A 21862-nucleotide genomic window follows, 5' to 3' on the forward strand; every position below is an offset into this window, starting at 1 on the left:
GCAAAAAGAGGACTTTTCTCAAACTTGATGAAAAGTCCTCTTTTTTTAATCTCATATAAAGGAATGCTTAAATTTGCAGCTTTTTCAATGCAGATTTCACATTCATATACGTATTCAACTCACGGAAGTCCTCTCTCATTTCTCCCATTTTCATCGCAAGATTTGGTTTAATACCTGTCACGATCAGTTCTGTGCCAGTCATTAAAATCAAATCGTTCAGCTTAAAGATCGCATCCGCCACAAATGAATCCACCTCTAATAAACCAGACAGATCCACAATGAAGTAATCGTCTTTGGATTGAGAGATATAAGTGGAGACCGTTGAGATGATTTTATCAAATCTTGGCGCTGTTAACGTACCAATGATCGGCAGTACAGAAATACCATCCTTCACCGGAACAATCGGGACAGAAATATTCAATACTTCATCAATGGATTGCTCAAGAAGCTCTTGCTGTTCCTTCTCTTTCGTAACATCTTTTTGCAGACCAACGAAATAAAGGCGTTTCCCTTCATTTTCATCAATCCATAGAGGCGCCACACTTAATTCGTTCCAAAACATTTGTCCGGATTTTTTATAGTTTTTCAACTGTACAGTGACAGCCTCTTTGTTTTCAATGGCTGCCCTAATTTGTTTGAGAGCAATCTGTTCAGTTTCATCTCCTTGAAGGAAACGACAGTTCTTTCCTAATACTTCGGTTTCTTGATAGCCTGTCATATCTAAAAAGCCCTTGTTCACATATATTAAAGGATTATCAGGTAAAGACGGGTCCGTCACCGTCAGGCCAACCTGAGTATAGTCTAAGGCTTCCTTGATTAAATGCAGATTGTCGGACTTATAAGATTCCAGCGCCATTCGTTTACTCTCCTTAACTTCCTTACAAGCGGGTTATATTCATAATTAAATTATATGATGTTCCATAGCAGGTGTAAATAGAAGTAGTTCTGAATTCCTCTTTTGTAGAATGCGCTTCATCCTATGTCATTTATACAAATACATACGATTCAATTATTTCAAAAGATGTTGAATCATATGTGCCACACCATGTTCATCATTTGTTAACGTGACGTGATCAGCTAATTCTTTTATATCCTTTCTCGCATTCCCCATTGCAATTCCAACCCCAGCTGCCCGAATCATCGATTCATCATTTAAACTGTCTCCTACAGCCGCTGTTTGGCTTAATGGAATACCGAGCTTTTCTGCCAGCCTGGTTAACGCCTGCCCTTTCGACGCTTCCTTTGCACCAATTTCAAAGTTATGATCAGCCGAACTAACCAATGTTAATTCAGAATCATGTCCAAACGCATCCCATCCGGCTTTCAATCTGTCTTGAAAAAATGAGAAACCTAAGATGTTATAAAATGAAAGCTTCTGATCCTCACGAAACAATTCTTGATATGTATCAATATAAGCAAAACCTGACTGGCTGTATTGAACTTCAGCCGCTTGCTCAAGAACACGCTGATCCGTTTCTGGATTTGCACTCTTTAAGCGGTCCATTTCTATCGCCAGAAGCTCTCTGCCGCGGTTTGGTGTGTAAATGGCTTCATTCGTAAACACTTCATAATAATAATCACGCTCCTCTAGCCATGATAAGATGTGTTTTGCTTTTTCTTCTTCTAGAACAGCCGAATGATATACCTGACCTTCTGGATCATGAATCACAGCTCCATTTGCACTGATGACCCACGTATTCATCCCAAGCTGATCAAAAATAGATTTCACATCAAAATACGCTCTTCCTGTTGAAACGACAACCTCAATCCCGCTCGCTGCTGCTTCCTTTAACGCCTGCTCGTTTTCCTGACTCACTTTGTGCTCACTGTTCAATAAAGTTCCGTCTAAATCCGTTGCGATTAATTGAATGTTTGTCATCGGTCTCTCCTTTTTTGCCTTCATTTTCAGTTGACCTTCCGTTTATCAAATCCATCATCATTATGAAATGAGTATCCACTATTTGCAAGGGATGATCGGCTTATCAATGAATATAAGAGTACCCGGTCACGCTACATGACCGGATACGCATAAGGGGATTCACAGGGGACACATGACTGATACAAAGAAACCTTGGTTCTACTATTACGCAGTGAATATGTGTACAAGACAAAGTCTATCAGCTATAGCTAGAGGGGGGCCACGAGATGCTAGACCTTTGCCTTTTGCCTCCTTTCCTTTTAGCTAACCCTAGTCTACTGAGGAATAGCACAAGAGACAAAAAACGAAAATGACAAAATCGTTCTTCAAATTCTTTATTTCCTCAATCATTTTTACTTTTTACCGCTTGCGTATAAAACATCATCTTATTTTGTTTGACGAAATACTTATTTTTCATAAATTGATAAAAAACATCTGAATGAATCCAATTACTAGAAGGCATGTGAATATAGTCAGACCCGTCCCACGCAAACCAATAAAAACAAAGCCTTCCATCATGAATTGACAATTGAAATTCGAAACAGTCCATTTGATCGTCTGTCACATATTGAAAAGTGAGGGACTCCCCTTCTTCCATATACACGTCACAAAATGAGAGAATGTCTCCCCATGTATAGACCCTCACATTGCTTTCCTTTTCCTCACCAATATGTATGTTTCGAAGTTGATAGGACTCCATAAAACATCTCCTTTCACTTATATGCAGCTAGTTCTGAGTAGGCAGCGGTTTCATTTATACAGATGTTGTATGCTATAATGATACTTACGAATAATGAACGCTTGTGAGGTGATAAATATGAAAACCTTTAGGCTGATTGATTTAAAAATCGAACTTGATCCAAAGCAAGATAAAATGTCCAGCATTCCCCTTCGTGACGGCTTAATCATTAATAAAGAAGATGGCGAAAATCACTGGATGATCGAGGCACTGATTCCAAAGAAGCATAGACAAGTGTTTGAGGTGCTCTTCCAGCAGCATACAGAAGTAAAGATTCTCGTGACGATTACAAAAGAAAACAACCGCCCTGTTCATCTATCGGTCCAAGTCAAAAACATCGTTGCCTTAGAAGAAAACATATCTGTATTACTCGACGGTAAAATGATCACAAATCGTTACAGAACTGAAACCGAAGAAGTATTAAAAGACCTCGTCAAAGAGGGGCTATCAGGAGAAAAACTGCTGGATGCTTTTAAACAGAACACATAAAAAAGAGCGGGATGAGCCGCTCTTTTTCTATTGCACATCTTTCGATTGGCTTTGATTTTTCAATAAATCTCTAATTTCGGTTAACAACACTTCCGTTTGATCTGGCGTTTCAACCACTTCCTCTTCCTCTACCTTTTTCCGTTTTAATTTATTTAAATAACGAATAAAGATAAAAATGGAAAAGGAGATAATCAAGAAGTCGACCACTGTTTGAATGAAACTTCCATACAAAATTTGAGCAGAACCGATTTTAATAGACAATCCACTAAAATCATGCCCCCCAACAATAATACCAACAAGCGGCATAATTAAATCATTCACAAGAGAAGTGACAATTTTGCCAAATGCTCCCCCGATGATGACACCGACAGCAAGGTCAATCACATTCCCCTTGACGGCAAACTCTCTAAATTCTTTCAGCATTCTTTATCACCTTCATCTTTTTTTGTCTAATATGACGTTTTTTTGTCAAAAAAGCAAGTCCTCATCCGCTCTGGCTGAATGTTTCCATATAAAAAACGGTTCATACAAGATGAACCGTCAGACACATTACGATACTTTCGGACCGATAGAAAATGTCAGTTCTGCTTCACATGCCACTTCGCCATCTACTGTTGCAACTGCTTTTCCTTTGGCAACTGGACCACGAAGACGTGTGATTTCAACCTCTAAACGTAGCTGATCGCCTGGCTTGACCTGTCTTTTGAATCGGCAGCTGTCAATCCCTGCAAACAAACCAATTTTCCCTTTGTTCTCTTCTTTACCTAACATGATAACCCCAAAAACTTGAGCAAGCGCTTCTACAATAAGCACACCCGGCATGACGGGGTATCCTGGGAAATGGCCATTAAAAAATTCTTCATTTACTGTGACATTTTTGATTCCAACCGCTCTTTTCTCACCATCAACTTCTAAAATACGGTCAACCAATAAAAATGGATAACGGTGTGGAATAATGTCTTGAATTTGCTGAGCATCAAGCATGTCTTGATCTCTCCTTCTTTTCTATATCGCTAATCTTCATTTGATTCCTATTGAAGTATATTATGAATGCAGTCATTTTTCAATGTTCAGCCAACATTTATGGTAAAAAATAGAATCTATCATTACCTATTGTGATGAAATATAATCCACTCTACACTCATCGTTTTTTCACAAATATGGTAATATATATTACATCATTGATTGAATAAGAGGGTAAAAATGAATTTTATAAGCGATAAATCCATTAAAAAACTTCTCCATTCGTGGTATACAATGCTAAAACATCGACATTTTTCGAAGGCTGAAGAGATCAAAACGTCCTTAACCAAATATAAACGTAGATTGTCAAAGAAACAGGAGCTTCATTTACATTATCAGCTTATGCTTTTTCGGCACCAGCTCTGGATGAACCAAACAGAAGACTTAGAAAAACTGAAGCATGAACTCATGCTCCACAAAGATCAAATGAATGATCAACTGCAATATTATTTTTACTTTTTTCTCGGTTTATACGAATCTTTAAAGAGCGATCAAAACGATGCCATTCATTATCTTGAAAAAGCAGAAGAAAAACTGCCCCTGCTAGACGATGAGCTAGAGGAAGCGGAGTTTCATTTCCGTACAAGTGGTGTTTATTATAACAACCGCTATTCACTGTTATCCATTCGACATGTTGAAAAAGCCATGGATATCTTTGCAAAGCACGGGGATATCCACAGCATTTATCGGTGCAAAATTGTGCTCGCACTTAACTTTAGTGATCAAAAAAAATATGAAGAAGCAGAAGCTATTTTGATTGAAATTATCGAATACGTGAAAATGATTGATGACCAAGAACTGCTTGGTATCGTGTATTATGACGCTGGTTTTATCAAGTCGAGACAGAATCGTCATAAGGAAGCACTAGAATACTTTAAAAAAGCGCTTCGGCTCCCAGCATACCGGAAATCTGCCCACTCCTATGTATCGTGTCTCTATGAAACTGTGCGTTCCTGCTTTAAAGAGAATTTAACTGATGAAGGAATGAAGTATATTCAAAAAGGGCTAAAAGAAGCCGTTGATGCCCAATTTGATCTATTAAGAATCAAGTTCCAAATTTTATTCCTTCTCTACAGCCAAACGCCCAAGGCAGATGAACAGATTGCTACACTCGTCACATGTCTTGAACGAAAAGAAGCCTGGATTGATCTTGAAGATCTGCTTGCAGATGTCTCAGATTTTTATAAAAAAAAGGGCGACTTTGAGCGAGCCGCCTTTTTTATCATGAGAGGCTGACATCCGCCTGCTCATTATCGAATGGTATTAATGAGTCCTAGCATTTGATCGCCCATCGTAATGGTTCTTGAGTTCATCTGATACGAACGCTGTGTTGTCATGAGGTCTGTTAATTCTTTAGACATGTCTACATTCGACGTTTCAAGTGCACCTTGCTGAAGTTGAATGGCCTGACGGTTTGCGCCATTCAGTGCCGTTAAAGCGCCTTGATAGTTGCCGTCGACTGAGAACAAATTTTCTCCTTCAGAGATGAGTGCTGAAGAATTATTCACTTGAACAACCCCAAGGTTCACCTGCTGATTCGGTTGATTGCCTCGAGAGATAGCTGTAAGCCGGCCATTTTTATCGATAGAAATATCACGGAAATTTGCATTTAAGACAATCTCATTCCCGTTTTCGTCAAGAATCGGATGGCCTTCGCTTGTCACCAGCTGGACTTGATTCCGATTATTTCCTGGCTGTAAATAAAGAGAGCCATCTCTTGTATACCGGATGTTACCGCCAGCATTGACCTGCAAATACTGAGATGGCGCACCAAATGCAACATCAAGGTCACGGCCTGTTTCTTTAATAGACCCTTGCAATGAGTTAATGGATGCATTGACCATCGTTCCAGTTCCAAGCCTTAAACCAGCAGGTGTCAGACGACTGTTTGCCACCTGCTCATTTTTTTCATCTACCTGATTAAACTGTTGTCTGACCAGCTCTGAAAAACGGGTATTTTTCGCGCGATACCCTGTTGTTTCACTGTTTGCAATGTTATTACTAATGATATCAAGCTGCTTTTGCACCTCGTTCATTGACACAGCTGCATTGATCATCGTTCTAAGCATGAGAATCCTCCTCTCTCTTCATTTCTTCATTAATACACTCTTCCGATTTCGTTTACTGCTTTTTCTAAACTTTTATCATATGCCTGAACCACTTTTTGGTTTGTTTCAAATGCGCGGTAGGCTGTTGTCATTTCTGTATATGATTTCGTCACATCAACGTTCGACAGCTCTGATACACCTTGGCTTAATGTATAGGACATTTGACCATTATTGACCGCACTTGGAAGAGGCTGATTATCAGCTGTACGGTATAAATCATTTCCTTCACGCGCAAGGTTTCTTGTATCCATTGCAACACGTACATCAATTTGTCCAAGATTTTGTCCGTTTTCACTCACGGTTCCATCTGCGTTCACTTTGAAATTCTCACTTTGAACGGTAATCGGCTGACCCGTCACGGAAAGAAGGGCACGTCCATTGATCGTCAACTGATTTTGATCATTCAATGTAATGGAACTGCTTTTCGTATAACGAACGCCTTCTGGTGTATTCACAGCATAAAAAAGCGCTGACTTTTGATTTGTCTCCGGGTTGATGGGTACATTATTTTCTACTAATGCGATATCCGTTGTTTGATCCGTTGTTTTTAATGTTCCTTGTGTAAATTGAGGAATCAATTCCTGCATGTATGTTCCCGTATTAATTCCGCCAATCGCCGTTTGCTGAGGGATACTAAAGCCTTTGCCTGAAGATGTTTGGAAACGTCCTGATTCCATTCGGCTTAGCAGCATTTCTGGAAATGCGCGCATGGCCCCTTCATCTGCTTTATAGCCTGGAGTATTCGCATTTGCGATATTATTTGAAAGCATTTCTGTCCGCCGCTCTTGAGCGATCATGGCAGATGTTGCGGTGTATAGTCCTTTTAACACGTGCTCACCTCATTCAAATTCTTTCACATGACCTAAAATCATCAGTACACAATCTTCTATGAAATATATCGGCATATTGGCAGGCTTCTTTAATAAAAATCCCCCATTCTTTCTAAAAAGAATGAGGGAAATCATTAGCTGAGTTTACGCTTTGGCAGCTTGTCCATATTATCAAGCATCACGCCAGTACCAACTGCTACACAATCCATTGGATTTTCTGCAACGAAAACTGGTACTTTCAGCTCTTCTGCAAGCAATTGATCAAGCCCGTTTAGAAGCGCTCCGCCACCAGTAATGATGACGCCGCGGTCAATGATATCAGCTGATAATTCAGGTGGTGTTCTTTCGAGAACTTGTTTCGCAGCCTGAACAATGGCAGATACAGATTCACGTAATGCTTCTTCTACTTCTTTGCTTGTGACGGTAATCGTTCTTGGTAATCCTGTCACCATGTCTCGTCCACGAATCGATATCTCTTCGTGACGTGCGTCTGGGAATACCGTTGCAACTTGGATCTTAATGTCCTCTGCAGTTCGCTCACCGATCAACAGCTTGTACTCTTTTTTAATGTAGTTTAGAATTTCCAAGTCAAATTTGTCTCCAGCCATTTTAATAGAAGAGGCGGTTACAATGTCACCCATTGAGATGACAGCGATATCTGTCGTTCCGCCTCCAATATCTACGACCATGTTTCCACTTGGCTGAAAAATATCCATACCAGCACCAATAGCTGCTACTTTTGGCTCTTCTTCAAGAAATACATGCTTCCCGCCGCTTTTTTCAGCAGCTTCTTTGATCGCCTTCTGCTCAACAGATGTAATGTTTGTTGGGCAGCAGATGAGCATACGCGGCTTAGAGAATAGCCCTTTCACATTTAATGAGTTAATAAAATGCTTGAGCATCGCTTCAGTTACTTCAAAATCAGCAATTACGCCATCTTTTAATGGACGAATCGCAACAATATTCCCAGGCGTACGTCCAACCATACGTCTCGCTTCTTCTCCAACAGCTAATACTTTCCCGCTGTTTTTATCAAGAGCGACAACAGATGGTTCATTTAACACAATTCCTTTTCCTTTGACATGAATCAGTACATTTGCAGTACCAAGATCAATTCCAATATCCCTAGCAAACATCTATATATATCCTCCTTGAAAATCTGTTTCCATAGCAAATACCACATTCTGCCCTAATTATATATTCTATCATAATTTGCAGAAAAAAAGATATTTCTTTACAAAAGTCTTTACAAAATTTGTGGTTAGAAACTACCGATAAGAGGAAGATATATATATCATGTTTATGAACAAAGAACTAAAGCTTACTGTTTTACAGGCTCACCTTCTAAAATTTCTTCTTTTTTATACTTTAACTTTGTGGCTTCTCCCCCTCGCAGGTGGCGGATTGATTTATGATAATCCAGTATCTCCTTCACTTCGTTAGCCAGATCTGGATTAATTTCTGGCAGTCTTTCTGTTAGATCCTTGTGTACAGTACTTTTAGAGACTCCAAATTCTTTCGCAATTACACGAACGGTTTTCTTTGTCTCCACGATATACTTTCCTATCTTGATTGTTCGCTCTTTGATGTAATCGTGCACACCACTCGACCTCCCTAAAATGGATGTGAGAAGTGTGAAATGAGATCCGTATCAATATTATCCATTTTCAGCGGCGCTTGTTCGTCTTAATTTCTCATCCATTAGGTAGTAAATGCCAAACACGATCCCTCACCTCAAACACTCTCTTTGTCAGGTTTGTAACAGTGTATTAGCATTGCATAGGGAATATGCTAAAAATGAAGATGGGACAAGGGATTTATCAGAAAAGACAAAACAAAAAATCATTTCGAGTGGCGAAAATTTTCACTTTACAAGCATCGGTGTAACACGTAAAATAGGAAAGGTGATTTTATTTACCTAGATAAATAATGAATAAAGGTGAGCCTATGGATACGTTAAACAGAGAGTGTTTACATCAAATACATCAAAGCGCGCGGCTGCTGTCTAAAAAAGCGAACGAAGCGCTTGCTGCTTATGACTTGTACATGTCCCAGTGGACTGTACTTTTTTGTTTGGATACATTCGGTCCTAAAACGCAAAAAGACATTTGGACCTATTTGAACGTCGAAGCACCGACGATTACAAGAACCGTGACGCGTCTAGAAGCAAACGGCTGGGTGAAACGAGTCCAAGGAAAAGACAAACGTGAGAATCTCATCGTCATGACAGACGATGCAAAAGCAAAGTTTCAAAAAATCAAACAGACGATGGAACAATTTGAAGAAGAATGTCTTTCAAATTTTACCTACGAAGAAAAACAACTCCTCCATACACTTTTACACAAATTATCAACTGAATAGGAAGTGACTTACACCATGAACGAACGCATTTGGACAAAAGACTTTATCATGATTGTCCTGGTGAATTTATTTACATTCACCTCTTTTTATGCCCTTTTGACACTACTCCCCATTTACACAATGGATGAATTAAATGGAACAGAATCACAGGGTGGCCTCCTTGTGACGGTCTTCTTATTATCAGCAATTGTGACAAGACCATTTTCAGGGGCCATTATTGAGAAATTCGGCAAGAAACGCATGGCGATTTTTTCTTCAACAGCTTTTGCCCTGCTCACTTATTTATACATTCCAATTGATCAATTCCAAACACTTCTCATGCTGCGTTTCGTGCAAGGAATCTTCTTCAGCATTTTGACAACCGTAGCAAGTGCCATTGCAGCTGATATGATTCCGAAACATAAACGAGGAGAGGGTCTTGGATACTTTGTCATGTCAATGAACCTCGCTGTGGTTATCGGTCCGTTTATCGCACTGAATCAAGTCGGAAAAGTAGGATTCCATTCTTTATTTCTTCTCTTTTCGATCATCGTCTCTATCGGTGCAGCTTTCACGATGCTGATTAGACAGCCAGAGCCTGAAAACGGCGGAAGTGTCATCTTTCGATTCACTTTTTCTCATCTGTTTGAAAAAGGTGCTTTAAAAACGGCAGCAGTTGGAATCATCATCTCCTTCTGTTACTCGCCGATCATTTCATTTATTTCAGTGTATGCCAATTCACTTCACCTGATGGGTGCAAGCAGTTATTTCTTCATTGTTTTTGCAGCTGCAATGCTTGGATCACGTCCATTTACAGGCAGACTGTTTGACCGAGTCGGGCCTCATATTGTGATCTATCCATCGATTGCTCTCTTTGCGATTGGTTTATGGATGCTGACCGCTACACAAACAGCCACCATGCTTCTTTTATCCGGCGCTGTCATCGGTCTTGGCTACGGCTCTTTGGTGCCATGTTTACAAACACTTGCGATACAGCACTCACCAGCACACCGTACAGGCTACGCCACAGCAACTTTCTTTACCCTATATGATACGGGGATTGCCGCTGGATCATTTGTCTTCGGACTGCTTGTCAGCTTCACAGATTTTTCAAATGTATATCTCATTGCTGGCGTTGTCGTGTTACTTAGCATGGGCGTTTTTTATTGGAGCGAACGAAAACCGCAAGAAGCAAAAGCACAAAAGGTTTCCCTATCAGAATAGGATACTGTTTTAAACTTCACTGAAAACATGCTAAAATATAGGATATTTCAAATGAACAGATAGGTCTTTTGAAAAATAGTTGGCGTTAAGCGAAAGTATAGGTGATGTTTTGAATTACGAATTGTTTAAAGTCATACACGGGATGGCTCATCATTCTGAGTTTTTAGATCAGGCCATGATTTTCATTACGAAAAAGGCCATTCTCGTATATGCCCTCGTCTTATTGATTTGCTGGTTTTTAGGTAATCACAAATTTAAGAAGCATGTCTTCTTTTCTGGTGTAACAGGCATCGTGGCACTCATCGTCAATTTTGCCATTACGCTGTTTTATTATGAAGAGCGGCCGTTTGTGGCGCACAAAGTCGACACACTCATCCCGCACTCAGCAGACGCTTCCTTCCCAAGTGACCACACAACAGGTGCACTGGCTCTTTCACTAGCCATTCGATCCCGTAATAAAAAACTCGGCAATATTTTGCTTGTTTTTGGATTACTGACAGGGTTCTCCCGCATCTGGGTCGGTCATCATTATCCATTTGATGTATTAGGCAGCTTGATCGTATCGATTGTGGTTGTCTTTATCATGAATAAATTATGGAAGTTCTTTGACTCTCCAATTGACCGTATCGTGACATTTTACGAGAACATTGTGGGCAAAATTTTCAGAAGGAAGCAAAAGGACCAAGGAACAGACCTGTCCAACTCTTAAGCGGCTTGCGATAAAGTATGGAAGACCTCTCTTCTACTTTATCCCAGCCGCTTTTTTCATTGTTTGTTTTCCTCTGACCATACTCGAAAAATAAAGGCTGACGCTAATGCCGACAAGAGAAATCATGATCAATGTCCAGCCTAATTGTTCAAAATGAGAACCTGCAATTTCCTCACCAAACAGCATGCCAAGCACGGCAGATGATAGAATGGAACCAAGGTACCTGCATGTTTGAAAAAGCCCAGAGGTCGTGCCAATCATTTGTTGAGGGCTCGCTTTTAACATCGCAGCTTGAAGCGCAACATTTCCAATCCCGTAACTGAGTCCAAGCAAAGCAAGAACCAGTCCTTTCCCCCAGAATGGCGCAGGTATAAAAAAGAAAGTCATTGCGGAAGCACCGGCCAGCATCAGCACAGCACTTGCCAAAACAGGATGCCGTTCATCGCCGCGATCTACCCACTTGCCAGTCAGCGGCGATACCATTATGCTCACGCCAGACATGCAAAGCATAAAGAGACCTGTCATCTCCACACGCCAGCCCAATTCATCCTGAAAATAACTTGGCAAGCCAAAAAAGAGACAATAGAAGAAAATATTCAAAATGATAAATTGCACATACACAAGCGAAAGCCGTTTCTCCTGCCTGAACATCCGAATTTGGATAAATGGCTCATCCACCTGATATTCCCACCATATAAAAGCACCCGCACTCACAAGACAGAGAATGCCCTGTACATACTGAATACCATCAGATAGTGATAATAAAAAAGAAAGCAAAAGGACAATACAAACTGTAAATAGAAACATCCCTGGCAAATCAAGCTTTCGGACAGTGTCTCCGATACGCAATTTTTTCTTCTTCTCCTTAGGAAACAAGGAAAGGCCTAGAAAAAAACTGATCAATATGAATGGCAGATTCACTAAAAAGATCGCCGGCCAGCTGCCGATCGTCATCAAAAACCCGCCAAGTGTCGGCCCGAGTGCTGTCATCGCTGAAGCAAAGATGGACAATACCGCTAAAGCAGAAGCTTGTCGTTCCTTCACATGATCCCGAATCAGTCCAACACCTGAAGGATAGATCGCACTGCTTCCAATCGCCTGTAGAAGCCGGATCACAATCAGCACCGCAAAAGTCGGGGCAAACGGCGCACAAATGGCTGAGACTGCCACTAGAACTAGTCCAAATAAAAATAAGGTTCTCCGGCTCATCACATGATCTCCAATTCGTCCACTCACCGGCTGCGTGACCGCGCTGGCCAAATAAAACGTTGAAATGAGCCAAGATACCGTCGTAAACGACAAACCGAACTCATGCTGAATTTGATGCAAGGCTAAAGAAATCATTGAGGAATTCAATGGATTTAACATCGTTCCAAAAGCAATCGCCGTTAAAAAGACTTTTCGGTTGTTTTTCCATTTGATCATACACCCGCCCCCTTCTTTTGACATACACGTTCTTTGTCTATCTCCTCGTTATTATGAGATTCATTTCCCTTTTTTACCCTGATCAATTCAAGTTCTCTCTCCGAAAAGCAAGACATACATTTTAAAAAGGGCAAGTGTTGGAAAATCGCATATAAAATTGAGAATATGAGGAACAAATGGTAAGATGCTACACATATTGAAAAGCCTACTTTCTCCTTATACGGAGAACGGCTGAAAAGGAGGAGAAGCTTATTATTAAAAAAAGACGGTTTTGGGTCCCAGCCCTTTTCTCGGTTGCAGTATTACTTCTGTCTTCGTGTGGTTCAAATGAAACAAATGGGAACGGAGATAAACGTAATTCTACAGCGAAAGGGTCGCCGATTTTGGAGGATGGGAAATTTATTTTTGCAGCATCAGGTGAATTCCACCCATTCAGTTACATGGATGGAAACCAGATGTCCGGCTTTGATATTGATGTCGGCAATGCGATTAGTGACAAGATGGGCCTAGAGCCTGTACAGAAAAAATATAAATTCGCAGGCATCGTCGAAGGCGTCAAAGCAGGTAAATTTGATGCGGCCGTTGCAAGTCATACCATCAACGAGGAACGAAAAAAACACGTCCTTTTTTCTCAACCGTATTACTACTCCGGTCCGCAAATCTTCACAAGACCCGGCGCAGACATTCACAGTGCAGATGACTTAAAAAACAAAGAAATCGCTGTCTCTAAAGGTTCGTCTTATGCGGATATTGCCAAAGAACATAGCGGTCAGGAACCGAAATATTACGACAGTGATGTTGTCGCTTTAGAAGCACTAGCCAATGGCAAACACGATGCGGTCGTCACTGATTTTGCCACAGGGGCAGAAGCCATGAAGAAAAAACTAAAAATTGAAGCACAAGAAAGACTCGGGCAAAGTGAGCAAGCAATTGCTGTCTCTAAAGACAATAAAGAGCTCATAAAAGAAATCAACGATGCGATTGATGCACTCAAAAAAGACGGAACATTAAGACAAATTAGCGAAAAGTATTTTGACGAAGATATTACCGTCAAACAAACCACGATTGTGCGCCTTTCTCTAGGCGCACTTTCTTCAAATGGAGATGATTGTTTTGCCTACCTTTTCACATTTTTTTCAAACGCTGATTGATTCTAGAGGGGTTTTCTTAGAAGGAATGCTGCTCACCTTACAACTCACTGTCATCAGTATTTTCATCGGCATGTTCATCGGGCTTTTCTTTGCCTTACTAAAAATATCCCGCGTGGCCGTTTTCGGTTATATCGCAAATGCCTATATCTTCCTTGTACGCGGGACACCACTCATTGTGCAGATTTTCATCCTGTATTTTGGGCTTACAGAATTAAATATACCCGACTTTTGGGCAGCCTCTATTGCGCTTGCCTTCCATAACGGTGCCTATATAGCAGAAATATTCAGAGGGGCGATTCAATCAATCGATCAAGGTCAAAAAGAAGCAGGACGTTCTCTTGGCATGGGGCGATTTCTAACCATGAGACGTATCATTCTCCCGCAAGCGATGCGGCGCGCCCTCCCCCCTCTCGGCAATCAGTTTATTATCGGCTTAAAAGACTCTTCACTTGCCGCCTTCATCAGCGTCAATGAACTCTTTAACATAGCCACCACTCAAGGCTCCAACAGTTTTGACAACATGACGTACTTACTTGTCGTGGCTGTCTATTACTTAGTTCTTGTCCTGCTGTTAACATTCGCTGTGCAAACCGTTGAGAAGAAACTATCAGTCAGTGATCATTAGGAGGAGAAGCATGACAGAATCAAAAGAGATCATTCGTGTTGAAAAACTGAATAAACACTTTGGAGAGCTGCATGTCTTAAAAGATATCGACCTCACTGTATATGAAAATGATGTCGTCGTCTTAATTGGTGCAAGCGGCTCTGGGAAAAGCACCTTGCTCCGTTGTATGAATTTTTTAGAAATAAAAAATGACGGTCAGATCATCATTGATGGCAGTCCCGTTCATCCAAAACGAGATCAATTAAACGAAATGAGGCAGAAAATAGGCATGGTGTTTCAGCATTTTAATCTCTTCCCGCACAAAACCGTGCTTGAAAACATCATCGAAGCACCGGTTATGGTGAAAAAAACAAAGAAAGCACAAGCGATAACTGAAGCCAATGTCTTATTAGAGAAAGTCGGACTAGCGGATAAAGCAAAAGTGTACCCTTCAAAGCTATCAGGAGGTCAAAAACAGCGCGTTGCCATCGCACGAGCTCTCGCCATGAAGCCCGATGTCATGTTATTTGACGAGCCCACTTCTGCGCTGGACCCAGAGCTTGTAGGCGAAGTGCTGCAAACCATGAAAAGTCTTGCCAAAGAAGGCATGACAATGGTCATCGTCACTCATGAAATGGGCTTTGCAAAAGAAGTAGCTGACCGAGTTGTTTATATGCATGAAGGACGAATTGTCGAACAAGGTACCCCATCAGAATTATTTGATTCCCCTCAAGAGGAGCGAACCAAATTGTTTCTCAGTTCGATTTTATAGGTCAAACGTCCTTTATTTTTCGTCGTTCATACACGTTTATTCTCATTTTTTACGAACTTTTCATCCATTTATATTGATAATGACCAAAAAACCATGTTAGATAAACTTACATGAATATGTTATATATGACTTTTCTCTCTATAATGAAGAATTAAGAAATCTATTAATTCTGAATGATTCGGGGGAATGCAGCATGCAAATGGGTGATACAGTATTTATGTTCTTCTGCACACTACTCGTGTGGTTAATGACACCGGGTTTAGCCTTATTCTACGGAGGACTTGTGAGAAGTAAAAACGTGTTAAGTACGACGATGCACAGCTTAACCTCACTAGCCATTGTCTCTATCGTCTGGATCGTATTTGGCTATTCACTGGCCTTTGCGCCAGGCAATGCATGGATCGGAGGCTTTGACTGGGTTGGACTAAAAGGCGTTGGCTTTGAACCTGGTTCATATAGTGATACGATTCCACATTCATTGTTCATGATGTTCCAAATGACCTTTGCTGTCCTCACAACAGCCATTATCTCTGGTGCCTTCGCTGAACGTATTCGTTACTCAGCGGTGGTCGTGTTTACACTCCTTTGGGTCACATTTGTATACGCTCCAGTCGCACACTGGGTATGGGGTGGCGGCTGGATTGGCGAAATGGGTGCACTTGACTTCGCCGGTGGAAACGTCGTCCACATATCATCCGGTGTGGCTGGTCTAGTCGTAGCCATTGTTCTCGGGAAGCGAAAAGAAGCGGCAAGTTCTTCTCCGCATAACTTGATCTACACACTTCTTGGCGGAGCTGTGATTTGGTTTGGCTGGTTTGGGTTTAACGTAGGAAGTGCCCTCACATTAGACAGTGTCGCCATGTATGCCTTCATTAACACCAATACAGCAGCTGCTGCAGGAATCATCGGCTGGCTGTTAGTCGAATGGATGATCAACAAAAAACCAACGATGCTAGGTGCAATCTCTGGAGCCATTGCAGGCCTAGTAGCGATTACACCTGCCGCAGGTTTTGTCACACCATTTGCTTCGATTATCATCGGAATCATCGGCGGAATCGTTTGTTTCTGGGGCGTCTATTCACTTAAAGCCAAGTTCGGCTATGATGATGCACTGGATGCATTCGGTCTGCACGGAATCGGCGGTACGTGGGGAGGCATTGCTACAGGCCTTTTCGCCACTACATCTGTCAATGATGGCGGAGCCAACGGCTTATTTTACGGCGATCCAAGCTTACTTTGGAAACAAGTTGTCGCCATCGTGGCCACATACGTCTTTGTTGCAGTTGTCACATACGTGATCATCAAAGTCGTCAACATCTTCTTCAAGATTCGCGCAACTGAAGAAGAAGAATCAGTCGGTCTTGATTTAACGATGCACGGCGAAAAAGCATATCAAGATTAAAGAAAAAGGGGTGTCTCTATGAGCAAAATGTATAAAGTGGAGATTGTCACACGTCCAGCTAATTTTGAAACATTAAAGGTGGAGCTTGGAAAGATTGGTGTCACCTCGATTACCTTTTCCAATGTGCACGGCTGCGGACTACAAAAGGGACATACGGAACTATACCGTGGCGTCAAAAAGGAAAGCAATGTGTACGAACGTTTAAAGATTGAAATCGTCTTAAGCAAAGTACCTGTTGAACAGGTCGTGGAAACGGCTCAAAAGGTACTTCGTACAGGAGAACCAGGGGATGGGAAGATTTTTATATATGAGATAGAAAATACAATCAACATTCGGACAGGTGAAGAAGGACCTGCCGCCTTATAGCATCCCTCCGCCATATGGCGGAGGTTTTTTTTAAAAACAGAAAAAAACCTCTGTGCATTTATCTACACAGAGGATCTGACATGACATTAAGATTGTTTTGTTTCTTCTGACTGACTGCGGTTTTTAGAGGAATCAGAAGACTTTTCTTGATCAGAGGATTTCCCCTTCTCATCAGACTTATCTTCAGATTTTTCTTCAGCCGGCTCTTTTGCCTTATCGTCAGCAGCAGGTTCCTTCATTTTTTCATCAACCTTTGGCTGAGCAGGTTCTTTTGCTTCTTCCGTCACTTCTTGCGCTGCTTTTTCAATGGAAGAAACAGGCTTATCAATGAAGCTAAGTGGATTAAGCGCTAAACCTTCCATACGAATTTCAAAGTGAACATGGTTGCCGCTTTCAGCACCATATAGATTCTTACCAGAAGCACCGATGACATCATTCTGCTTTACTTCATCGCCTTCTTTTACACTCACTTGAGACAACGATTGATACACAGTAGACAATCCATCTTCATGTTCAATTTCAACAACGTGACCGAGAACTGGATCTTTTTTCGCCTGAACGACTGTTCCACTAAGAGCAGCTGTGACATCAAACACTTTGCCATCTTTATCTGCAAGATCAATACCTTTGCTTAAGGTATAGGTGTTATTATAGTTTACAAGTGCTGCTTCTTTTTCTTTTTGATCAGCATCTGCTTCATAGAACTTTTTCACGACAGAAACATTCTCAGAATTCTGGACCGGCATAGCGACATTTTCAATTGGCTTTCCAACTTCAACGGCATCATCACGTTGTTCTTGTCCTGTTTGATTTCCATCAGATAGTTGGTCTTTCACATCTTTCGATACAGCTTGATACCAAAGAACGGCTGTTAACACGACCGCTGCGCTGACCAAGTAAATAGCAGGGAATACCCAGCGCTTACGGAAAAATTGCTGAACTTTTGTGATTTTGGAAGTACGTTTCTTTTCTTCCTCTCTCATTTTTCATCACCTCAGCAACATTCTGAACACTTTTCAAAAAATATATACACACGAAATCATTTTTCTTTTTATTTTGCGCAATCGCATCAATAATATGTATGATGAATGAAAAAAGATGGGGGTACATATGGTGAAAACTTTCAACCGCATGGCAACAGAAGATGACCTCAAAGAGATCGTCGATATCTACAATTCTACGATTGCTTCAAGAGAAGTAACGGCCGATACAGAACCTGTTACAGTAGAAGACCGCCGTCAGTGGTTTTTGAATCATTCAGAGAAACGTCCTCTCTATGTGAAAACAGATGAGGAAGGAAATATCTACGGCTGGCTCAGTTTTGAAACGTTTTACGGCAGACCTGCATACAACGGTACTGTTGAAATGAGTATTTATTTGAACCAAAACTATCGAGGAAAAGGTTTAGGGTCATTGTTCTTACAAGAGGCGCTTGAATTGGCACCCTCATTAGGCATCCGAACGTTACTTGCCTTTATTTTCGGCCACAACGAAGCCAGCATCAAATTATTTAAGAAGCACGGCTTTGAGACTTGGGGACATTTGCCACGCATCGCAGAAATGGACGGAAATCGGTACGACTTAGATATTTTAGGAAAAGAATTATAAACTGAGCGTCTCTTGAAGAAAGAGACGCTTTAGATTGTTGACAAAGGGCTAAAATGAACTTGATTTTAGCCCTTTGTCTTCTTTTCAGCGTGATAGAAAACCTTTGCAGTCTAGGAAGGACGAGTACTGGCGCGGAGCGAATTTCACATTCGTGAGCATCAGCACGCAGGACTGACAAAGAATGCGAGGGTTTGTCTACACGCTGGAGCGTCTCTTGAAGAAAGAGACGCTTTTTTATGAAGCATGCACCAACTGCTCAAATTGTTTCGCATTTTGAAGCGATTTTCTTTTCAGAATGATACCATGTTCATCAATCAGAAGCGCTTGCGGAACAACTGTTACTCCATACAACTCCATAATTTGTGATGAGCGCATATAAACAGCTTGCTCCGGCAGCAATTGAAGAAGCGAGGCATCCTCGGCTTGTTCATCTCCATTAATAACAATCACATGAGCATCATCATGTGAAGTTTGAGGCTGTACATCAGACAAAATACTTTTACAAGTCATGCAAGTAGAATTCACAAATAACAGCATCACAGCTCGCCCATTTTGCAAATACTCCTTCAAGATCACCTTTTCACCTACATGTGAATAACTGCGAAATAACGGAGCCGGGTCACCAATATCCGCTTCCTTCAATTCAATTCCATCAAGGGACTTTATTTTATTCATAAATCTCCCGATAAAACGGGCAAGCAAAAACACGACAGCCAGCTGGGCAATGACAATTAATAACACAATGATTAATAAAATATCTGTCATTTCATTTTATCTCCTTCTATAATTGATCCATCTGCAATCTGGAATGAGTCGATCCACTTTCGCTTCAATAGCACAATTTCTTGGCTGACCGCTATGATCAAACAGACAGCCGCTGCAATGAGAAAACAAATCATTTTCAACCGCAATGAAATCATTTCAACACCAGGATGTACATAAAATAACCCAGCCACAAGAGTAAGCATCAGCAGATTGCGAATCACAATCCCCCAATGCAGGCGATCGTTTTCCAGTAATCCTCCACAACCGCACGAAATATCACGATGCCCCCTAATTAAATTGAACGTAACCGCTCCAGTATAAATACATAACAGGGCTGTAAGGCCAATTGCAGGCAGGATAGACATGTTCCATATAAACAAATGAATCGTACAAACCAACTCAATCGACAAAAACACATAAAACATGGGTGCCGCGAAAGAAGGCGGCAGCAGCCGATAAGCATTGATCTGCTGAACATGTGCCTTCTGTTTCCTTGCTTTATCCAGCCATGCACCTGCAAAAATGATTCCTAGTAAATAGACGCCTATGAAATAAAAGACACTCACCTTACACCATCTCCTTTTGTTGAAATAGTTGAGATTGTGCCTCGTAAAGCCTTCTGTACTCTCCGTGCAACGCCATCAGTTCATCATGGTTGCCCTCTTCAATAAAAGCACCATCTTTCATGACGATGATACGGTCTGCTAAGCGGGCCGCTCCCATACGATGTGTAATAAACAAAACCCCTTGATCCTGCGTATGATCGAATAACTTTCGAATGAGCGAGATCTCCGACAGCGGATCGAGAGCAGAGGTCGGTTCATCTAAAATAATAAAATCACTTTCTCTAAAGAAGGTTCTCGCCATCGCAAGCTTTTGCCATTGTCCGCCAGACAATTCATGTCCCTCTTCAAAAAAGCGCCCTAGCTGCGCATCATATGTGTCTTCCATTTGATTAATTCTTTTCTCTATACCTGCTTGGCGGGCGGCTGAAATCAACCGCTCTTCCTCTTCTATATCATCAATACGGCCAAACCCTATGTTTTCTCTCACAGTGAATTCGTACTTCATAAAATCTTGAAAAAGAACAGCCATTCTCGCATGATAGGTCTTTTTATGGATGGTGGAAATATCCTCTCCATTGACTTTGTGCATATTCTGTTGATCTGGATCATATAAGCCGGTTAAACATTTGATTAAAGTGGTTTTACCGGACCCATTATCTCCTACTAATGCAATTCGTTCACCTTTATTCATATGAAAATGAATATGCTCAATCGCTGGTTTTTTCATATTCGGATAAGTAAAAGAGAGATTGTCTAATGTAATGGACTGGATATGCTCAATTCCCTGAAGCGACGCTGCCTTTTCCGTCTGTTCATGCATTTCCTCTTCTCTCTTTTGAAAAGCTCTCATTTCATCAATATATAGGCTTGTTTCATATAAACTAGAACATTCCCTCGTTAAATCTTGAAACCCACTTTGAATGTTTTGTACAGCTTGCAGCACTGCAACAAACGTACCCGCTGCTAATTTTTTTTGAAAAATAAGAAAGACAATCAATAAACCACAGCACACATAGGCCAATGTCATAAGCAACCCGCCTGCCATCTCCCAGCGCACTTGGCGTTTCAGCAAATTATATTTTTCATCTGCACTTTTAATGTAGTGACCTCTCCACTTTTGAAGAAGATAATTCCCTATTCCATATAAACGAACTTCCTTTAGAGAATCTCGCTGCGCGACGAGATCAGATACATACATTTCTCTTCGATCATTAGCCGTTAACAAACGATTTAATCGATAACGTGCGCCTCCAAAGAAAAGTTCAATCCATAATACAGGCAAGGTAAACAAGAACAATATGACCGCTAAGCCCCAATGAATACCGATCATATAAATAAGAAGTGATACAACAGTAATCAACGCGCTCATCATTGTAAAAATACTTCTCACCATACTGAGAACATGCTGATGACTGTTCATCACACGTTGACTTTCATTGTAAAAGGACGGGTGCTCAAACGTAATAAACGGCAGTCTTATCGCTTTTTGAAGCAATTCACCTTTCAAATGCAGACCAATCAGATTTGTTGCTTTCTGTTGACTAAGCTGAAGAATGAATTGAAGCCCATATCCTAAAATCACAATGACCATTTGCAGTCCAAATAACCACAAAACCTTTTGGATGTCACCTGAAGACGTCATAAATAAAATAATTTCATTAATCAAAGTTTGAATAATCCAGACACTAGCCAAAGGCATAAAACCAACGATCACTTGAATGAACAAAGTTAAAAGAAGATAAGAACGACTTTTTTTCCAAGTATAGGAGATTGCATATAAACAATGGTTCACTGTACTCATGAGATGCTCCACCTTACACCAT

At 41.0% G+C, this 21862-nt stretch carries 24 protein-coding genes and 1 pseudogene; 11 read left to right on the forward strand and 14 right to left on the reverse strand.

From position 1 onward, the window contains the following. Nucleotides 1-67: 67 nt before the first annotated feature. The 3 genes from NSQ70_RS16650 to NSQ70_RS16660 all read right to left on the reverse strand — a co-directional run bounded on the left by NSQ70_RS16650 (nucleotide 68) and on the right by NSQ70_RS16660 (nucleotide 2618). The gene (locus NSQ70_RS16650; RefSeq protein ID WP_017360015.1) at nucleotides 68-856 is read right to left on the reverse strand and encodes an STAS domain-containing protein; all 789 of its coding nucleotides are present in this window, start codon (nucleotides 854-856) and stop codon (nucleotides 68-70) included. 153 nt (nucleotides 857-1009) lie between these two features. Next, nucleotides 1010-1870, reverse strand: coding sequence for a Cof-type HAD-IIB family hydrolase (locus NSQ70_RS16655; RefSeq protein WP_208970838.1), 861 nt, complete (start codon nucleotides 1868-1870; stop codon nucleotides 1010-1012). A gap of 391 nt (nucleotides 1871-2261) precedes the next feature. After that, nucleotides 2262-2618, reverse strand: a complete 357-nt coding sequence (locus NSQ70_RS16660) for a hypothetical protein (RefSeq protein WP_008343305.1) — start codon at nucleotides 2616-2618, stop codon at nucleotides 2262-2264. A gap of 117 nt (nucleotides 2619-2735) precedes the next feature. Here NSQ70_RS16660 and NSQ70_RS16665 point away from each other — a divergent pair, with 117 nt between their 5' ends. Then, complete coding sequence (locus tag NSQ70_RS16665; RefSeq protein WP_003215215.1) at nucleotides 2736-3146, forward strand: YwpF-like family protein; 411 nt, start codon at nucleotides 2736-2738, stop codon at nucleotides 3144-3146. A gap of 27 nt (nucleotides 3147-3173) precedes the next feature. Here NSQ70_RS16665 and mscL read toward each other — a convergent pair whose 3' ends face one another. Both mscL and fabZ read right to left on the reverse strand, forming a co-directional pair. Continuing rightward, entirely contained in the window at nucleotides 3174-3569 is a 396-nt protein-coding gene (gene mscL, locus NSQ70_RS16670; RefSeq protein ID WP_007497563.1) for a large conductance mechanosensitive channel protein MscL, read from the reverse strand. Nucleotides 3570-3695: 126 nt separating this feature from the next. Further along, entirely contained in the window at nucleotides 3696-4130 is a 435-nt protein-coding gene (fabZ, locus tag NSQ70_RS16675; protein ID WP_024718731.1) for a 3-hydroxyacyl-ACP dehydratase FabZ, read from the reverse strand. A gap of 219 nt (nucleotides 4131-4349) precedes the next feature. Between fabZ and NSQ70_RS16680 the strand changes: the two genes are divergently transcribed. Further along, on the forward strand, nucleotides 4350-5405 hold the full coding sequence (locus NSQ70_RS16680) for a tetratricopeptide repeat protein (protein ID WP_045033942.1): 1056 nt from the start codon (nucleotides 4350-4352) through the stop codon (nucleotides 5403-5405). 14 nt (nucleotides 5406-5419) lie between these two features. On the opposite strand, the gene NSQ70_RS16685 is transcribed toward NSQ70_RS16680, so the two are convergent. The 4 genes from NSQ70_RS16685 to spoIIID form a co-directional block, all read right to left on the reverse strand. Further along, the gene (locus NSQ70_RS16685) at nucleotides 5420-6238 is read right to left on the reverse strand and encodes a flagellar hook-basal body protein (protein ID WP_007497568.1); all 819 of its coding nucleotides are present in this window, start codon (nucleotides 6236-6238) and stop codon (nucleotides 5420-5422) included. A gap of 29 nt (nucleotides 6239-6267) precedes the next feature. After that, a complete protein-coding gene (locus NSQ70_RS16690; protein WP_017360018.1) occupies nucleotides 6268-7107 on the reverse strand; it encodes a flagellar hook-basal body protein in 840 nt (279 codons plus the stop codon). A gap of 134 nt (nucleotides 7108-7241) precedes the next feature. Continuing rightward, nucleotides 7242-8243, reverse strand: coding sequence for a cell shape-determining protein Mbl (gene mbl / locus NSQ70_RS16695; RefSeq protein ID WP_012011515.1), 1002 nt, complete (start codon nucleotides 8241-8243; stop codon nucleotides 7242-7244). Between the two features lie 185 nt (nucleotides 8244-8428). Next, nucleotides 8429-8707 carry a sporulation transcriptional regulator SpoIIID gene (spoIIID, locus tag NSQ70_RS16700; RefSeq protein WP_008343327.1) on the reverse strand — a complete coding sequence of 93 codons (279 nt, stop codon included), beginning with the start codon at nucleotides 8705-8707 and terminating at the stop codon, nucleotides 8429-8431. Between the two features lie 347 nt (nucleotides 8708-9054). Between spoIIID and NSQ70_RS16705 the strand changes: the two genes are divergently transcribed. The 3 genes from NSQ70_RS16705 to NSQ70_RS16715 all read left to right on the forward strand — a co-directional run bounded on the left by NSQ70_RS16705 (nucleotide 9055) and on the right by NSQ70_RS16715 (nucleotide 11380). Further along, nucleotides 9055-9468, forward strand: coding sequence for a MarR family transcriptional regulator (locus NSQ70_RS16705; protein ID WP_216099246.1), 414 nt, complete (start codon nucleotides 9055-9057; stop codon nucleotides 9466-9468). Nucleotides 9469-9483: 15 nt separating this feature from the next. Further along, entirely contained in the window at nucleotides 9484-10671 is a 1188-nt protein-coding gene (locus tag NSQ70_RS16710) for an MFS transporter (RefSeq protein ID WP_024718734.1), read from the forward strand. 109 nt (nucleotides 10672-10780) lie between these two features. Continuing rightward, on the forward strand, nucleotides 10781-11380 hold the full coding sequence (locus NSQ70_RS16715; RefSeq protein WP_047945727.1) for an undecaprenyl-diphosphatase: 600 nt from the start codon (nucleotides 10781-10783) through the stop codon (nucleotides 11378-11380). A 33-nt stretch (nucleotides 11381-11413) separates the two neighbouring features. On the opposite strand, the gene NSQ70_RS16720 is transcribed toward NSQ70_RS16715, so the two are convergent. Then, nucleotides 11414-12805, reverse strand: a complete 1392-nt coding sequence (locus NSQ70_RS16720; protein ID WP_035389771.1) for an MFS transporter — start codon at nucleotides 12803-12805, stop codon at nucleotides 11414-11416. 218 nt (nucleotides 12806-13023) lie between these two features. On the opposite strand from NSQ70_RS16720, the pseudogene NSQ70_RS16725 reads away from it, so the two are divergent. From NSQ70_RS16725 to NSQ70_RS16745, 5 genes and pseudogenes are all read left to right on the forward strand, one after another. After that, nucleotides 13024-13863 (forward strand): annotated as a pseudogene (locus NSQ70_RS16725) (transporter substrate-binding domain-containing protein); the annotation flags it as partial. 40 nt (nucleotides 13864-13903) lie between these two features. Further along, the gene (locus NSQ70_RS16730) at nucleotides 13904-14581 is read left to right on the forward strand and encodes an amino acid ABC transporter permease (RefSeq protein ID WP_268372866.1); all 678 of its coding nucleotides are present in this window, start codon (nucleotides 13904-13906) and stop codon (nucleotides 14579-14581) included. Between the two features lie 10 nt (nucleotides 14582-14591). Next, nucleotides 14592-15332 carry an amino acid ABC transporter ATP-binding protein gene (locus NSQ70_RS16735; protein ID WP_045033939.1) on the forward strand — a complete coding sequence of 247 codons (741 nt, stop codon included), beginning with the start codon at nucleotides 14592-14594 and terminating at the stop codon, nucleotides 15330-15332. Between the two features lie 193 nt (nucleotides 15333-15525). Continuing rightward, the gene (locus NSQ70_RS16740; protein ID WP_041091425.1) at nucleotides 15526-16734 is read left to right on the forward strand and encodes an ammonium transporter; all 1209 of its coding nucleotides are present in this window, start codon (nucleotides 15526-15528) and stop codon (nucleotides 16732-16734) included. Between the two features lie 18 nt (nucleotides 16735-16752). Beyond that, the gene (locus tag NSQ70_RS16745; RefSeq protein WP_007497589.1) at nucleotides 16753-17100 is read left to right on the forward strand and encodes a P-II family nitrogen regulator; all 348 of its coding nucleotides are present in this window, start codon (nucleotides 16753-16755) and stop codon (nucleotides 17098-17100) included. A gap of 86 nt (nucleotides 17101-17186) precedes the next feature. Here the strand turns inward: NSQ70_RS16745 and NSQ70_RS16750 are convergent, their stop codons facing one another. Further along, complete coding sequence (locus tag NSQ70_RS16750) at nucleotides 17187-18083, reverse strand: peptidoglycan DD-metalloendopeptidase family protein (RefSeq protein WP_342502286.1); 897 nt, start codon at nucleotides 18081-18083, stop codon at nucleotides 17187-17189. 127 nt (nucleotides 18084-18210) lie between these two features. Between NSQ70_RS16750 and NSQ70_RS16755 the strand changes: the two genes are divergently transcribed. Beyond that, nucleotides 18211-18708, forward strand: coding sequence for a GNAT family N-acetyltransferase (locus tag NSQ70_RS16755; RefSeq protein WP_008343345.1), 498 nt, complete (start codon nucleotides 18211-18213; stop codon nucleotides 18706-18708). Between the two features lie 234 nt (nucleotides 18709-18942). Here NSQ70_RS16755 and NSQ70_RS16760 read toward each other — a convergent pair whose 3' ends face one another. Genes NSQ70_RS16760 through NSQ70_RS16770 form a run of 3 tightly spaced genes read right to left on the reverse strand, consistent with a single transcriptional unit; the run spans nucleotide 18943 to nucleotide 21840 of the window. Beyond that, entirely contained in the window at nucleotides 18943-19473 is a 531-nt protein-coding gene (locus NSQ70_RS16760) for a thioredoxin fold domain-containing protein (protein WP_047945737.1), read from the reverse strand. Further along, nucleotides 19470-20039, reverse strand: a complete 570-nt coding sequence (locus tag NSQ70_RS16765; RefSeq protein ID WP_335350553.1) for a MauE/DoxX family redox-associated membrane protein — start codon at nucleotides 20037-20039, stop codon at nucleotides 19470-19472. Before NSQ70_RS16765 ends, NSQ70_RS16760 begins: the two co-directional genes overlap by 4 nt. A gap of 1 nt (nucleotide 20040) precedes the next feature. After that, a complete protein-coding gene (locus tag NSQ70_RS16770) occupies nucleotides 20041-21840 on the reverse strand; it encodes an ABC transporter ATP-binding protein (protein WP_335350552.1) in 1800 nt (599 codons plus the stop codon). Nucleotides 21841-21862 lie beyond the last annotated feature (22 nt).

The organism is Bacillus sp. FSL R5-0397 (genome assembly GCF_038593395.1).
Classification (GTDB): Bacteria; Bacillota; Bacilli; order Bacillales; family Bacillaceae; genus Bacillus; species Bacillus altitudinis.

Bases quoted from the DNA above. Each gene is read 5' to 3' on its own strand.
- NSQ70_RS16660 (WP_008343305.1), bottom strand. From the start codon at position 2,618: ATGGAGTCCTATCAACTTCGAAACATACATATTGGTGAGGAAAAGGAA.
- NSQ70_RS16720 (WP_035389771.1), bottom strand. From the start codon at position 12,805: ATGATCAAATGGAAAAACAACCGAAAAGTCTTTTTAACGGCGATTGCT.
- NSQ70_RS16705 (WP_216099246.1), top strand. From the start codon at position 9,055: ATGGATACGTTAAACAGAGAGTGTTTACATCAAATACATCAAAGCGCG.
- NSQ70_RS16710 (WP_024718734.1), top strand. From the start codon at position 9,484: ATGAACGAACGCATTTGGACAAAAGACTTTATCATGATTGTCCTGGTG.
- NSQ70_RS16735 (WP_045033939.1), top strand. From the start codon at position 14,592: ATGACAGAATCAAAAGAGATCATTCGTGTTGAAAAACTGAATAAACAC.
- NSQ70_RS16745 (WP_007497589.1), top strand. From the start codon at position 16,753: ATGAGCAAAATGTATAAAGTGGAGATTGTCACACGTCCAGCTAATTTT.
- NSQ70_RS16730 (WP_268372866.1), top strand. From the start codon at position 13,904: ATGGAGATGATTGTTTTGCCTACCTTTTCACATTTTTTTCAAACGCTG.
- NSQ70_RS16685 (WP_007497568.1), bottom strand. From the start codon at position 6,238: ATGCTTAGAACGATGATCAATGCAGCTGTGTCAATGAACGAGGTGCAA.
- NSQ70_RS16740 (WP_041091425.1), top strand. From the start codon at position 15,526: ATGCAAATGGGTGATACAGTATTTATGTTCTTCTGCACACTACTCGTG.
- NSQ70_RS16665 (WP_003215215.1), top strand. From the start codon at position 2,736: ATGAAAACCTTTAGGCTGATTGATTTAAAAATCGAACTTGATCCAAAG.
- NSQ70_RS16650 (WP_017360015.1), bottom strand. From the start codon at position 856: ATGGCGCTGGAATCTTATAAGTCCGACAATCTGCATTTAATCAAGGAA.
- NSQ70_RS16755 (WP_008343345.1), top strand. From the start codon at position 18,211: ATGGTGAAAACTTTCAACCGCATGGCAACAGAAGATGACCTCAAAGAG.
- NSQ70_RS16770 (WP_335350552.1), bottom strand. From the start codon at position 21,840: ATGAGTACAGTGAACCATTGTTTATATGCAATCTCCTATACTTGGAAA.
- fabZ (WP_024718731.1), bottom strand. From the start codon at position 4,130: ATGCTTGATGCTCAGCAAATTCAAGACATTATTCCACACCGTTATCCA.
- mscL (WP_007497563.1), bottom strand. From the start codon at position 3,569: ATGCTGAAAGAATTTAGAGAGTTTGCCGTCAAGGGGAATGTGATTGAC.
- NSQ70_RS16680 (WP_045033942.1), top strand. From the start codon at position 4,350: ATGAATTTTATAAGCGATAAATCCATTAAAAAACTTCTCCATTCGTGG.
- mbl (WP_012011515.1), bottom strand. From the start codon at position 8,243: ATGTTTGCTAGGGATATTGGAATTGATCTTGGTACTGCAAATGTACTG.
- NSQ70_RS16750 (WP_342502286.1), bottom strand. From the start codon at position 18,083: ATGAGAGAGGAAGAAAAGAAACGTACTTCCAAAATCACAAAAGTTCAG.
- NSQ70_RS16760 (WP_047945737.1), bottom strand. From the start codon at position 19,473: ATGACAGATATTTTATTAATCATTGTGTTATTAATTGTCATTGCCCAG.